We start from the raw sequence: 13,745 nt of genomic DNA, 5'->3' as shown, positions 1-13,745 counted from the left end.
CATTCCCGCTACTGTGGCTCGACGTGGACACACTCCCGGGCCCGGACGGGGCCGCGACATATGCACACGTCGTCGCTGCTTCGGACCGGATCGCGGGCAGGCTGCGGCGCACGCCTGTGCTGGACACCACCGTGGACACCGCGACCGGGCCCCTCGACGTGGTGTTCAAGCTCGAGTATCTGCAGGTCGGCGGCTGCTTCAAACCGCGCGGCAGCCTCAACGCCGTGCTGCACGCACGCGAGGCGGGCCGGCTCGACGACGCCGGAGTGCTGGTCGCGTCGGGCGGCAACGCGGCGATCGGCGCAGCGTGGGCCGCCCGGATCGCCGGAACGAGGTGCACGGTCGTGGTCCCGGAGACAGCGCCGCCGGTGAAGGTCGACAGCCTGCGCGCCCTGGGCGCGACGGTGCACCAAGTGGGCGACCGCTATCAGATGGCGGCCGACGCCGCCGCCGAGCTCGCCGAGCGCTCGGGCGCGCTGCTGCTGCATGCGTACGACCTGCCCGACGTCGTCGCGGGCGCAGGCACGATCGGACTCGAGCTCGCCGACGACGTCGACGGCGCTCTGACAACCGTCGTGTGCGTGGGTGGGGGTGGTCTGCTCGGCGGTCTGACCGCGGCGATGCGACCAGGTGATCGGATCGTCGCCGCCGAGCCGATCGGGTCGTCGTGTCTGCGCCAGGCCCTCGACGCCGGCCATCCGGTGCCGGTGGAGTTGGACAGCATCGCGTCCGATTCACTGGGTGCCACCCGCATCGGGGAGATCTGCTGGGCGACGATCGCGGGGCGCGAGGTGACCAGTGTGGTGGTCTCCGACGACGATCTGATCTCCGCCCGCCGCTATCTGTGGGAGCAGTTCCGCATCCTCGTCGAACACGGCACCGCCGCGGCGGTCGCCGCGGTGCTCACCGGAGGCGTTCGCCCGGAACCGGATTCGACGCTGTGCGTGGTGCTGTGCGGTGCCAACACCGCGCTGGGGCTCCAGAGCCTGGCCTAGACTTGCCCACCATGTTCCGCATCATGTTCTATCAGCCGTGCATCCCGCCCAACACGGGCAACGCGATCCGGCTCGCCGCCAACACCGGGTGCGAGTTGCACCTCATCGAACCGCTGGGTTTCGATCTGTCCGACGCACAGGTCAAGCGCGCCGGCCTCGACTATCACGAGATGGCCACGGTGACAGTACATCCCAACCTGGTCACGGCGTGGACGACGCTCAAGCCGGAACGGGTGTTCGCGTTCACCGCGCATGCGTCTCGCTATCACACCGATGTCGACTATCGGCCCGGCGACGTCTTGCTGTTCGGTCCCGAACCGACCGGGCTACCGGCCGAGGTGCTCGACGAGCCGGAGGTCACCGATCGGGTGCGGATACCGATGCTGGCCGGGCGACGCTCGCACAATCTGGCCAACGCCGCCAGCATCGTCGTCTACGAGGCCTGGCGGCAGAACGGTTTTGCCGGCGCGGTGTGAACCCCGATGTCGACTGGACGTCAGCTGACCCGGAAACGTTTGGTCCGGGCGGTCGCGCCGCCCACCAGCGCGATCCGACTCTTGGGCACGCCGAGATGTTTGGCCAGGATCTCGGCGACGGCCTTGTTCGCCCGCCCCTCCGCGGCGGGTTCACGCACGTAGACGGTCAGCGAGCCGGCCGGATTGGTCTCCACCAGCGGCCCTTTGCGGCTGCCCGGCTTCACCGTGACCACGATCTGCTTCGGCATGGCGGTTTCCCCTTTTCGTCAATGCCAGTCCCGGGAACGAGTTCCCACACGAAGATCCAAGCGCTGCAAGCGCTCCGCCACCACTGTCACCGCCCCCTCGGCGTTCTGCACAGTGCCACGGATCAGCAAGGCCGACGCTGAGTGTGCCAGACTTCGGTGCTTTGTCCACAACCCGACGGAGCATACGACGTTGACCATGCCGGTTTCGTCCTCCAGGTTGATAAACGTCACACCGGAAGCGGTGGCCGGTCGCTGTCGATGAGTCACCGCACCGGCGACCGTGACCCGCGATCCATCGGCGACCGACAACAACCCATCCGCCGGGATGACTCCCATCGCATCCAATCGCGGCCGCAGGAATTGGGTCGGATAGGACGACGGGGTGATGCCGGTCGCCCAGGCATCAGTGGCTGCCAGCTCGACGTCGGACAGTCCGGGCAGGGTCGGCGTCCGCGTGGACGGCTCGAGCGGCAGCTGGTCCGATCGCACCGTCGCAGCGGCCCCCGCCTCCCACAACGCCTGCCGCCGGCTCACGCCGAAGCAGGAGAAGGCACCCGCGCCGGCCAAGCCCTCGAGTTGGCGTGCCGTGAGCTCGGCGCGGCGGGACACGTCGATGACATCCCGGTAAGCACCGTCCCGGTCACGGCATTCGACGATCCGCTCGGCGACGTCGTCGCCCATCCCCCGCACCCCGCCGAGGCCCAACCGGATCTCCATGCCCTCCTTCTCCAGCGTCGCGTGCACCAATGAGACGTTGATGTCGGGGCGATGGATCACCACACCGTGCCGGCGCGCGTCGGCGACCAGCGACTGCGGGGAGTAGAAACCCATCGGCTGTGCACGCAACAGGGCTGCGCAGAATGCCGCCGGATGGTGCAGCTTGAACCACGACGAGTAGAACACCAGCGAGGCAAAACTCTGCGAATGACTCTCCGGGAATCCGAAATTCGCGAACGCCGCCATCTTCTCGAAGATGCGGTCCGCCGTCTCTCCGGTGATCCCGTGCAGCTCTTCCATCCCGGCATAGAACCGCTGACGCAGTCGCTCCATCCGTTCCGGTGATCGCTTCGATCCCATGGCACGGCGCAGCTGATCCGCCTCGGCGGCATCGAACCCGGCGACATCGACCGCGAGTTGCATCAGCTGTTCCTGGAACAACGGCACGCCCAGAGTCCGGTCGAGAGCCTTGCGCATCGACGGATGCTCGACAGCCGGCTTCTCGGTGCCGTTCCGGCGCCGGATGTAGGGATGTACCGAGCCGCCCTGGATCGGGCCCGGCCGGATCAGCGCGACCTCGACCACCAGGTCGTAGAAGGTCCGCGGTTTCAGTCGTGGCAGGGTCGCCATCTGCGCCCGGGATTCGACCTGGAAGACGCCGACGGAATCGGCGCGGCACAGCATCTCGTAGACCTCTGGTTCGGTCAGGTCCAGCTTCGCGAGGTCGACCTCGATCCCCTTGTGCTCGGCCACCAGATCGATCGCATAGTGCAGTGCCGACAGCATGCCGAGCCCGAGCAGATCGAATTTGACCAGACCGATTGCGGCACAGTCGTCTTTGTCCCACTGCAGGACACTGCGGTTCTCCATCCGCGCCCATTCCGTGGGGCACACATCGGCGATCGGGCGGTCACAGATCACCATTCCCCCGGAATGGATGCCCAGATGTCTCGGCATTCCCAGGATCTCGCTCGCCAGATCGGTGACGTCGTCGGGCGCCTCGTCGGGCGCGCGACTCCAGGCGTCCTGCTGGCCGGTCGCATACCCCAGCGCGCGCGCCATGTCGCGGATCGCGGATTTCCCGCGATAGGTGATCACATTGGCGACCTGCGCACTGTAATCACGGCCGTAGCGGCGATAGACGTACTGGATGGCCTCCTCACGCCGATCCGATTCGATGTCGACGTCGATGTCCGGCGGTCCGTCGCGCTCGGGCGAGAGGAATCGCTCGAAGAGGAGTTTGTTCGAGACCGGATCGACGTTGGTGATCCCCAGCGCGTAACACACCGCGGAGTTGGCCGCGCTTCCGCGACCCTGACACAGGATGTCATTGCTCTTGCAGAAATCGACGATGTCGGCGACCACGAGAAAATACCCCGGGAAGGTCAGTGTCTCGATGATGGCGAGCTCATGTTCGATCTGCCGGTATGCCTGCGGATGCGCACCAGGCGACCCGTAGCGGCGCAGCGCCCCGGCCATCGTCTTCTCCCGCAGCCAGCTGATCTCGGTATGCCCGTCCGGGACGTCGAACGGCGGCAACTGCGGTGCGATCAGCCCCAGCTCGAAGGAGCAGTCCGCCGACAGGGCAACGGCGTTGTCGATGGCGTCCGGGTGACCAGGCAGCAAACGGGCCATCTCGTCACCACTGCGCAGATGTGCGCCACCGACCCCGGGCAACCAGCCGTCGATGGTCTCGATGTCTGTCCGTGCACGGACGGCGGCGACGGCGGTGGCCAGTCGGCGGCGTCGGGGACCCGCGAAATGCGCCCCGGTGGTGGCCACCGTCGTCAGCCCGAGTTCACCCGCCAGTCCCGCCAGGATCGCGTTGCGCTCGTCGTCGTCCGGCAGACCCTGCGCGGTGAGCTCCACCACCACGTCTTGCCCGTACCGATCGACCAACTCGACGAGTGCCCGGCGTGCCGCAGGCCGACCACCTCGATCGAGTGCCCGACGCACCGCACCCTTGCGGCACCCGGTGAGGATCAGCCAGTGACCGTCGGCATTGTCGGGCAAGGCGTCCCGGTCATATCGCAGCAACCCCTTCTCGCCGGCGACCATGTGGGCGTCGGCGATCGTGCGGGACAGCCGGCGGTAGCCCTCGCTGCTGCGGGCGAGCACGAGCAGATGCTCGCCCACAGGATCGGGAATCCCGGTCCGCGCGACGTCGGGCTCGAGGGACAGTTCGGCCCCGAACACGGTCGGCATGGCGAACTCGCGCGCCGCCTCCGCGAACCGGACGAGGCCGTAGAAGCCGTCGTGATCGGTGAGGGCCAATGCTTTCAGATCGAGACGCTGCGCCTCTTCGACCATCTCCTCCGGCATCGACGCACCGTCGAGGAAGCTGTAGGAGCTGTGCGCGTGCAATTCGGCGAACGCGACCGACGATCGTGTTCGCTCCACACCTTCGGGCCGGTAGGCACCGCGTTTGCGAGACCAGGCCGGGCTGTCGTTACCGTCGCCGGTGTTGTCCCCCGGACCGAACGCCTCCCCCGGACGCCCCGGCCCGGGCGCACGACCGGAGAGCACGCGCTCGAGCTCCGACCACGTCGGCGGTCCCTGATCCCATCCCACCGATCGATCTTATCGAACACCCGTTCGACACTCAACCGCCACGTCCCACCCCGCCACTCACACCCGGTTCGCGGTATCAGACCCTCGTTCGCGAGCGAGCACGCGATACCAGTGAGACGAACCCGGTCGCTACCTCGCCGCCGAAATCGACCGCCGAGTCGCGTCGAGTAGCTCGAGAAGCTCTGCGGTCGAACCGGTCTCGGCGATCCGGCCGAACACGTTGTCCAGGCTGTGTCGATGACGGGCGCCATCCGAGTCGGTCATCGCGTCTATGGGCAGCGTCACATTGAAGCCCGCCTCGTGCGCATCGCGTGCCGTCGATTCCACCCCGGCGCCGGTCGCGATTCCGACCACGACCACCTGGGTGACCCCACCCTCACGCAGATCGTCGGCGAGTCCGGTACCGGTGAACGCACTGACCGAGTGCTTGGTCACGACGATGTCCTCGGCAGCCGGGGTGAACTCGTCGATGAGCTCGTCCCATCCGACGGGAAAGCTCGGCGTGGAGCCGTCACTCAGATCGGTCCGACCCGGCGGCCTCCCGGACACCGTGACGAACACGATCGGGAGACCGTGGGTGCGGAAGCGGTCGACGATCTCGACCGAACGTTCGACGACGTGCGACGACGAGTGCGGCGCGAGGTCCCGTCCGACGATGCCACGCTGTAGGTCGACGACGACCAGAGCGGTGTTCGGATCCAGTGTGGTCATGCTCATTTCGTGATCCCCTCGATCATCAGGACTCGGCAAGTCGTTTCAGCAGCTCGGTCGCCGTCGCCAGCAGACGGATCTCGTCGCCGGTCATCAGCGCGTCCAACCGTTGGGCGAGCCAATCCTCACGGGCGAGACGGCCGGCCCCGAACTCGTCGCGCGCCCGCTGCGACAGGCCCAGAATGGTCTTGCGCCCGTCATCGGGATCGCGCGCGCCGACGACCATGTCGGCCGCGAGGAGCGCGGAGACGATCGCAGCCATCGATTGGGGACGCATGCCCTCGGCCCGGGCGAGGTCGTTTGCGGTACATGGACCATCACGATCGAGGCGGCCGAGCACATTGAGTTGCGACCGGGTCAGGTCAGCGGTGGGCACCTCGTGGCGCAGACGACGAGTGAGTTGCCCGAGCGCGATCCTGAGATCGGCGGCGAGCGCGCCTGTGCCGGACTTCTGCTCCACACCGCAGACCGTAGCAAATAGTCAGTCAACTGAACAGTTGACTGATCAGTTCAACCGTCGTCAGACCCCGAAGGCCGGCGGGTACCCGATCACACCGGCCGGGATCGGCCTGGCCGGATCGAGCGCGAGAAACATCAGGGCGTCATCGGGCGCCTCGAAGGTTGCGGAGATTCCGGCGTCGGAGGCACGTCGGAAGCCGAACCTCGGGTAGAACTCCGGGTGCCCCAGGACGACCACGAGATTCTCCCCCGCCGCCCGACCCGATGCACGGACGCGAGCGCGGTCGAGCACGTGGCCGGTGACCGCGGTGCCCACTCCGCTGTTCTGCAGTTGCGGCGACACCGCGCAGGGCGCCAGAGCCAGCGCAGGGCGTCCACCCACCCGACACCTGGTCAGCAACGCGTATCCAACGACGTTCCCGGTAACGTCCTCCGCGACGACCGACAGGTCGTCGATCCACACCCGTGGGTCGACGCGCAGCGCGTCGACGAGGTCCGCTTCGTCCGGTCTGCCGAACGCAGACACCACGACGCGGCGAATCGCCTCGGCGTCGCCGTCCGTCTCGGCCCGACATGCGACGAAAGGTATGTTGCCATCCATCAATGTAAGTGTCACCCTGGGTAGAAACTACTTCTTACCGAGCAGTAAGAAGCATCTCACGCTGGTCCAGACTGCCTCACGAGATCGGACAGACCGACGCCATGACGACCTACTTCATCACCGGCGGCAACGGGTTCATCGGCCGTCGGGTCATCGAGCGCCTCCTCACCGTCGAAGCCGATGCCCGGATCATCGCGCTGACCCGCACGAAGACTCTCTCCACGTTCAGCGAGTTCTTGTCCGAGGTCGACACCAGCGGCACCGTGATGCCGATCGCCGGCGATCTCACCGAACCGGGCCTGGGCCTCGAGACCGACGACCTGCCCGACATCGACCACGTGATCCACCTCGGCGCCATCTATGACATGACGGCCGACGCCGACGTCCAGCAGGCCGCGAACGTCGACGGCACCGCACGCGTCGCCGACTTCGCACTCACCACCGGTGCGCTGATGCATCACGTGTCGTCGATCGCGGTGTCCGGCGACCACCGGGGCACCTTCACCGAGGACGATTTCGACCTCGGCCAGGGCTTCCCGTCGCCCTATCACCGCACCAAGTTCTCCGCCGAGCGGGTCGTCCGGGAACGAGACGGCCTGCGGTGGCGGATCTACCGCCCCTCGGTGGTCGTCGGCGATTCCCGGACCGGTGAGATGGACAAGGTCGACGGTCCGTACTACTTCTTCGGTGACCTCAAGTTGCTCGGGCACCTCCCGTCCGCGCTGCCGCTGCCGATGCCCGACCTCGGCTACACCAACGTCGTCCCGGTGGATTACGTCGCCCATGCGATCGTCGCGCTGTGTACAGCCGACCCGCACCGCACCGGTCTCGTCCACCACCTCGCCGACCCGCGCCGCCGCACGATCACCGACATGTACAACGCGCTCGCGCCCGGCTTCCGAGGACCGAAGGGCCACAACGTCATCCCCAACGGATTGGTGGCTCCGGTCCTCCGGATCGCCGGAACTGGTCCGTTCCGGATCGGCCGCGACCTGTTGGCCGCCCAGCACGGCATCCCGCCCGCCCTGCTCGACACGGTCTCGCTGCCTGCCGACTTCCGCTCCGACGACACCGTCCGGACGCTGCGCGATCTGGGGATCACTCTTCCCGACCTCGACGACTACGGACCTCGACTATGGGCCTACTGGTCGGAGAATCTCGATCCCGGCCGATTCCGCCGGGACGATCCGCGTGGACCTCTCGTCGGCAAGAACATTCTGATCACGGGAGGTTCGGCGGGAATCGGCAAGGCCACCGCCCGGATGTGCCTCGCCCGCGGCGCGAATGTCATCATCGTCGCGCGCGGCGCCGACGGCCTGGACGCCGCGGTCGCCGAACTGAGTGCGACCGGCAGCAAGCACGGCGTACCGCCCGGCCGCGTCTACGCGTACCAGTGCGACATCACCGATGAGGAAGCGGTGTCCCGACTGGTCAAAACCGTTCTCGTCGAACATGATCACGTGGATGTCCTGGTCAACAACGCCGGCCGGTCCATCCGCCGGGCGAGCATCAACGCGACCGACCGACTGCACGATCACAAACGACTCATGGCGGTGAACTATTTCGGTGCGGTCAACCTCATCCTCGGACTGCTGCCGCACATGGTGGAACGACAATCTGGCCACATCGTGAACGTCACGTCGATCGCCGTTCAGTCGCGTACGGGTCGGTTCGGCGCGTATGCCGCGTCGAAAGCCGCACTGGAGGCGTTCAGTGACGTGACGAGCACCGAGACCCTGTCCGACCATGTCACATTCACCAACGTGAGGCTCCCCCTCGTCCGCACTCGCATGATTGCGCCGACCGAGGTGTATGACAACCAGGCAGGCGTGTGGGGCGTCGACAAGGCGGCATCACGCGTCCTGCACGGCATCCTCGATCGGCCCCGGCGGGTCGGTTCGGCGGCGGGCACGCTCGCCGACCTCGGACATCGGTTCGCTCCCGGACTCACCACCCGTGTGCTGCATCAGGAGTATCTGATGTTCGGCGAATCAGCTGCTGCGCTGGGGAAGTCGAGACCCACCGACGACGCCGACACCGACGACGCCGACGACACGTGATCGACACCCCGTATCTCGCCGTCGACGTCGCACAACTCGACGACAACATCGGCAGGGTGGCACAGCGCGCTCGAACCGCAGGGCTCGATCTGCGTCCACACGCGAAAACCCACAAATGCGCCGAGATCGCCGCACGACAGATCTCCGCCGGCGCGATCGGGCTGACCGTCGCCACCATCGGCGAGGCCGAGGCCTTCGCGGCGGTCATGCCCGCCGTGCCGGACCTGTTCATCGCCTATCCGCTCTGGGTGACCGCGGCCAAAGGTGCTCGACTGCGGGCCCTTGCCGAACGCGCGATGCTGCGCCTGGCGGTCGATTCCCCGGACGGTGCACGTCAACTCGCGTCCGAACTGGATGGCGCGGCCGTCGAGATCGTCATCGAGGTCGACTCCGGCCAACATCGCACGGGCGTGGCGCCAGAGGCTGCCGGCGCACTGGCGCGCACCGCGGCCGGTCACGGCCTGTCGGTGGTGGGCGTGTTCACGTTCCCGGGACACGGATACGGACCGGGCGATGCCCGTCGTCGCGCCGCCGAACAGGAGGTCACGGCGCTGTCGACGGCTGCGCAACGATTGCGGGACAACGGAATCGACCCGCGGGTACGCAGCGGCGGATCGACTCCGACGATCGAGTTCGCCGGATCGGATGTACTCACCGAGATCCGACCCGGCGTGTATCCGTTCAACGATGCCCAGCAGGTGGAACTCGGCTCATGCGGCTTCGGCGACGTCGCACTGTCCGCCGTGGCCACCGTGGTGCATCGCACGGGATCGCGGGTCGTGGTGGACGCGGGAAGCAAGATCCTCGGCGCCGACCGCCCGCCCTGGACGACCGGGTTCGGACGGGTGCCCGGCGAACCGGCCGCCACCATCACCTCGCTGTCGGAACATCACGCGGTTATCGAATTCCCCTCGGGCACCTCTGATTTCGCGATTCCGCGCCTCGGCGACCGGGTGCGGGTGGTACCCAACCACGTGTGCACCGCCGTCAACCTGGTGGACGAACTGATCGCGGAACGCGCGGACGGCACCGTTTCCCGGTGGTCGGTGATCGCCCGCGGGGCGAACTCGTAGCGGTGGACATGGAGAGGAGCCGCCCGGTCACTCGTACACCCCCTCCACTGCCCACTTCTCCGCCCGATAGCTCAGCAGTAGCGCACGTGAGTCGTCGAGCAGGACCTGTGCCCGGGCGGTGATGCCACCGGCATCACCGCCGGTGGTCCAGGGACCGGCCCACCACCGCAGTTCCCACGTCCGGTGCTGTCGGCCAGAGCGTTCCGTACATATCGTCGTCGGTTCGGCGGAGAAGCAGCCCCGGCCGGTCACCTCCACCGGACGGCCGGTCATGTCGAGCACCTGGATCGGGGTGTCCACCAGGACCGCTGGTGTCGGTTGCGGCAACCGGCCCGGCCATGGTGCGTCCGGGTCACGCGCCGGGGTCCGCTCATCCCCGAGCGCCACCATGGTGATCTGATCGCCCGGCCCACGTCCGCCACTGGGGATCGGTAGTTGCACTGCGTCACCTCCGAGCAGGCCCTGGACTCGGACCAGCGATCGACGGGCCCGCTCATCGACCTCTGGATCTTCGGGTAAACCATTGCCGCTCAGGGAGTATTGCAACGCACCGGCGGCGACCACCTCGATCGGCTCGAGCCGCAGCACACCGATCGGCGAATCCGGCCTGCCGTCCGCACCTGCCCGCCCGCCGGTCAGCCACCCCTCGAGTTGCCAGCGAATCCGGTCCGCGGTGGCCTCCGGGGTCAACGGTTGGGCGCATCGCCACGTCCGCGCATGACGCTGTCCCCGTTCGGTGATCGCCTCCACGGTGAGGCGTGTGCAGGCCGCGGACGCCGCGGCCAGTCGCTGTGCCAGTGCGTCGGCCAGCCGTCGACCGAGAAAAGCCGCGGCATCCACACGGTCGATCGGCGGATCACACTGATGCTCGACCACCAGATCCACCGGGGAGATCTGGCCCGACGGGGGCCGACCCGGAACGGCATTGGCAAGTCGATGGGCGACCACGGCGTCGGCGGAGAAACGGGTGGCGACGTCGCGGACCGGCAGTGCGGCAAAAGCGCCGATCGTCGACATCCCCAGACGACGGAGAAGATCGACCAACTCCACCCTGGTCGGATCACTCATACTGGGCTCGATCGCGAGATCGGCGACCGGCCGGCCGGCCAGAAAGGCGGCATCACCGCCGGGCTCCACGTGGCTGCCGTGCCGGGCGGCCAGTACCGCGGTGAACAGTTCGTCGGCCACCCCAACCTGCGCTTCGACGCCGGAAGCGGCCACCGCATCGATCAGCTTCTCCGCCAGCGCATCCTCACCACCGAAATAGCGGGTGGCGTTGCCCGAAGGCACCACCAGAAGACCCGGACGCAGCACCTCGACAACAGGCACCAGGTCGGCCACCGTCGCGACGACCGGGTCGAAGTACCGGCCGTCGCGATGATCATCGGTCGTGACCACGGTCATCTCCGGACAGGCGGACTGAGCCTGGCGTTTCCGCATCCCCCGCCGCACCCCCGCACCACGAGCCGGCGCCGAGCAGGCGACCACACGATTGGCATGCAGCACCGCGATCGGATGCTGAGATGGGAGGTCGCCCGCGATCGCGGCGGCCGTCGCCGGCCAGTCCGGGCACCACAGGGCCAGCACCCGGCCGGCGGTCGAGGCCGTCATCGGCGACGTCATCGGCGCGGCCATCAGTTGGCCACCGCCAGAGGAGCCCGCTGTTGCGACCGCACCAGCTCCACATGCCTCTCGGAACCGAAACCGCTTGTCATCACGTCGATCTCGCCGGACACCTGACGATGACCGCGATCGGTGACAGATACCTGCAGCGACATCCCGCCGATCCGGCCGTATCCAGCCCGGGCCGTGGCAAGGTCGACCGCACCGGCGTCACCCGGCAGGTGACGATACGTCACCACCTCCGCATCCAGACGCAGCTGTGCGCCCGGCCAGATAGCGCCGCCGACACTCGGCCCGCTCACCCCGTTCCCGGCGCCGCCCCGACTCGGCCCGCTCACTCCGTTCCCGGCGCCGCCGACACTCGGCCCGCTCACTCCGTTCCCGGCGCCGCCGACACTCGGCCCGCTCACTCCGTTCCCGGCGCCGCCGACACTCGGCCCGCTCACTCCGTTCCCGGCGCCGGCAATGATCAGTGTCGACAACTGTTTGCGCACCCGCCCCATCACCACCCTCGTCCGCGACGGTGGCACCGCGACACCGCCCAGACCCAGCACCACCAGATCCATCCCGTCCAGGAGCACCCCGGCAACCTCGACCGGATCGACCCCCGGATTCGGCACCGTGGCGATCCGCGACAGGTCGCCACCGAGTTCCATGACACCCCCGAGATTGAGCTGCGGGAGACCGACGATCCCCACCTGACCACCCGAGCCACTCACCGACGCGATCACCGACAACAAGATCGAGCGAGCACCGGAGACCACGACCACACTGCCCCGCGCCAGCCCACGCCGGGGCAACAGATCGGCCAAGGCATCCGGGACCGCCAACACACCCGCCGACCGATCGGCCATCTCGACAGATCGGTGGTCGGGACGCCCGGACATCGCCGCGATCTGCCGACGGAGACGGTCCAGTTCGTGACCATCGGCCCCGCTCGTGAGCGCTTCCACAGACGTACTCATACACCCTCCTGACCTGCGGCTTTCCGCAATCAGCGCGCAGGGAAGGTGCATGCTGTTCGAACACGTTTTCGATTTATTTCATCCTAGGACGGCCCACCGACAACCGTCAACGCAGCAGGTCGGAGCACACTTTCGACGCGCCCCGAACAGACGGCGTCAGAAGAGGGTGAGAGCAGAGCGCAGCTCGGGCGTGGCGATCGGTGCCGCGGGTGGCACCGCCGCCCCACGCAGACCCTGCGCGCCCGCGAGACCGTACTGCTGCACCAGTGGTCGCATCCGGTCACGCAGCCACGCCGAGTACTCCGGCGTCACGTAGGCACCTCGGCCGTACAGACCCCGGTACCGGCGCACCAGAGCCGGATGGTGTTCTGCCAGCCACTCCATGAACCACGGCTTCGTCGCTCCACGCAGATGCATCGGGAACGCGGTCACACCGGACGCCCCCGCCTCGGCGAGCGCCGCCAGCAATGCCTCCAGCTGCGACGTCGAGTCACTCAGGTACGGGATCACCGGGGCCACCATCACATGCGGGGCGAAACCCGCATCGGCCACCGCTCGGATCAGCTCCAGACGGGCCTTCGGCGACGGCGTACCCGGCTCCAGCGACTTCTGCAACTCGGCATCGTGCATGGCCAGCGATACCGCGATACTCACCGGCACCTTGGCCGCCGCCTGCCGGAGCAACGGCAGATCCCGCCGCAACAAGGTCCCCTTGGTCAGGATGGAGAACGGCGTCGCCGACTCCGCGAGCGCCGAGATCACCCCGGGCATCAAGCGATACCGGCCTTCGGCCCGTTGATAGGGGTCGGTGTTGGTCCCCAGCGCGACCGTGTCGCGATTCCACGATCGCCGACGCAACTCTTTGCGCAGGACCGCCGCGACGTTGAGCTTGACCACCACCTGGCTGTCGAAATCTACGCCGGCGTCGAGATCCAGATACTCATGGGTCGGCCGCGCGAAACAATACCGACACGCGTGGGTACACCCACGAAAAGTGTTGACAGTGAACCGAAACGGCAGGTTCGCCGCCTCGGGAACCTGATTCAGCGCACTCTTGGCGAGCACCTCGTGAAAGGTCACACCCTCGAACTCCGGGGTCTGCACCGAACGCACCAGACCCGCTTTTCCCAGACCGGGCAGAGCACCATCGTCGACCTCGACCCCCTGGTCGGACCACCGCATGCATCGAGTCGAACATACGTGCGAGAAGTTGTCAAGCGCGATGGGCCCCCCGGGCCCCATCCGA

General features: G+C 67.5%; 12 protein-coding genes. 4 read left to right on the top strand and 8 right to left on the bottom strand.

All coding sequences use genetic code 11. From position 1 onward, the window contains the following. The first annotated feature begins 23 nt into the window (after positions 1-23). Positions 24-995: a serine/threonine dehydratase gene (locus ACVT6V_RS13940; RefSeq protein ID WP_489900372.1), complete on the top strand. Its 972-nt coding sequence runs from the start codon at positions 24-26 to the stop codon at positions 993-995. Between the two features lie 11 nt (positions 996-1,006). Next, positions 1,007-1,471, top strand: a complete 465-nt coding sequence (locus tag ACVT6V_RS13935) for a tRNA (cytidine(34)-2'-O)-methyltransferase (protein WP_489900370.1) — start codon at positions 1,007-1,009, stop codon at positions 1,469-1,471. 20 nt (positions 1,472-1,491) lie between these two features. Here the strand turns inward: ACVT6V_RS13935 and ACVT6V_RS13930 are convergent, their stop codons facing one another. From ACVT6V_RS13930 to ACVT6V_RS13910, 5 genes are all read right to left on the bottom strand, one after another. Further along, positions 1,492-1,719: a DUF167 domain-containing protein gene (locus ACVT6V_RS13930; RefSeq protein WP_489900369.1), complete on the bottom strand. Its 228-nt coding sequence runs from the start codon at positions 1,717-1,719 to the stop codon at positions 1,492-1,494. An 18-nt stretch (positions 1,720-1,737) separates the two neighbouring features. Then, complete coding sequence (locus ACVT6V_RS13925) at positions 1,738-5,007, bottom strand: error-prone DNA polymerase (protein WP_489900367.1); 3,270 nt, start codon at positions 5,005-5,007, stop codon at positions 1,738-1,740. A 129-nt stretch (positions 5,008-5,136) separates the two neighbouring features. After that, on the bottom strand, positions 5,137-5,724 hold the full coding sequence (locus ACVT6V_RS13920; RefSeq protein WP_489900365.1) for an isochorismatase family protein: 588 nt from the start codon (positions 5,722-5,724) through the stop codon (positions 5,137-5,139). Positions 5,725-5,743: 19 nt separating this feature from the next. Further along, positions 5,744-6,178, bottom strand: coding sequence for a MarR family winged helix-turn-helix transcriptional regulator (locus tag ACVT6V_RS13915; RefSeq protein ID WP_489900363.1), 435 nt, complete (start codon positions 6,176-6,178; stop codon positions 5,744-5,746). A gap of 60 nt (positions 6,179-6,238) precedes the next feature. Then, positions 6,239-6,778, bottom strand: a complete 540-nt coding sequence (locus tag ACVT6V_RS13910) for a GNAT family N-acetyltransferase (RefSeq protein WP_489900361.1) — start codon at positions 6,776-6,778, stop codon at positions 6,239-6,241. Between the two features lie 101 nt (positions 6,779-6,879). Here ACVT6V_RS13910 and ACVT6V_RS13905 point away from each other — a divergent pair, with 101 nt between their 5' ends. Then, positions 6,880-8,838 carry an SDR family oxidoreductase gene (locus ACVT6V_RS13905; RefSeq protein WP_489900359.1) on the top strand — a complete coding sequence of 653 codons (1,959 nt, stop codon included), beginning with the start codon at positions 6,880-6,882 and terminating at the stop codon, positions 8,836-8,838. Next, a complete protein-coding gene (locus tag ACVT6V_RS13900; RefSeq protein ID WP_489900357.1) occupies positions 8,835-9,911 on the top strand; it encodes an alanine racemase in 1,077 nt (358 codons plus the stop codon). The genes ACVT6V_RS13905 and ACVT6V_RS13900 overlap by 4 nt, the downstream gene beginning before the upstream one ends. Before the next feature lie 27 nt (positions 9,912-9,938). Here ACVT6V_RS13900 and ACVT6V_RS13895 read toward each other — a convergent pair whose 3' ends face one another. From ACVT6V_RS13895 to ACVT6V_RS13885, 3 genes are all read right to left on the bottom strand, one after another. Further along, complete coding sequence (locus tag ACVT6V_RS13895; RefSeq protein ID WP_489900356.1) at positions 9,939-11,546, bottom strand: DNA polymerase Y family protein; 1,608 nt, start codon at positions 11,544-11,546, stop codon at positions 9,939-9,941. Next, positions 11,546-12,499: a hypothetical protein gene (locus tag ACVT6V_RS13890; RefSeq protein ID WP_489900354.1), complete on the bottom strand. Its 954-nt coding sequence runs from the start codon at positions 12,497-12,499 to the stop codon at positions 11,546-11,548. Before ACVT6V_RS13890 ends, ACVT6V_RS13895 begins: the two co-directional genes overlap by 1 nt. A 156-nt stretch (positions 12,500-12,655) precedes the next feature. Further along, the gene (locus ACVT6V_RS13885; protein WP_489900353.1) at positions 12,656-13,681 is read right to left on the bottom strand and encodes an Rv2578c family radical SAM protein; all 1,026 of its coding nucleotides are present in this window, start codon (positions 13,679-13,681) and stop codon (positions 12,656-12,658) included. Between the last annotated feature and the right edge of the window lie 64 nt (positions 13,682-13,745).

It is taken from the genome of Gordonia sp. LMA167, assembly GCF_058130025.1.
This window is presented reverse-complemented; position numbering and strand designations above follow the sequence as displayed.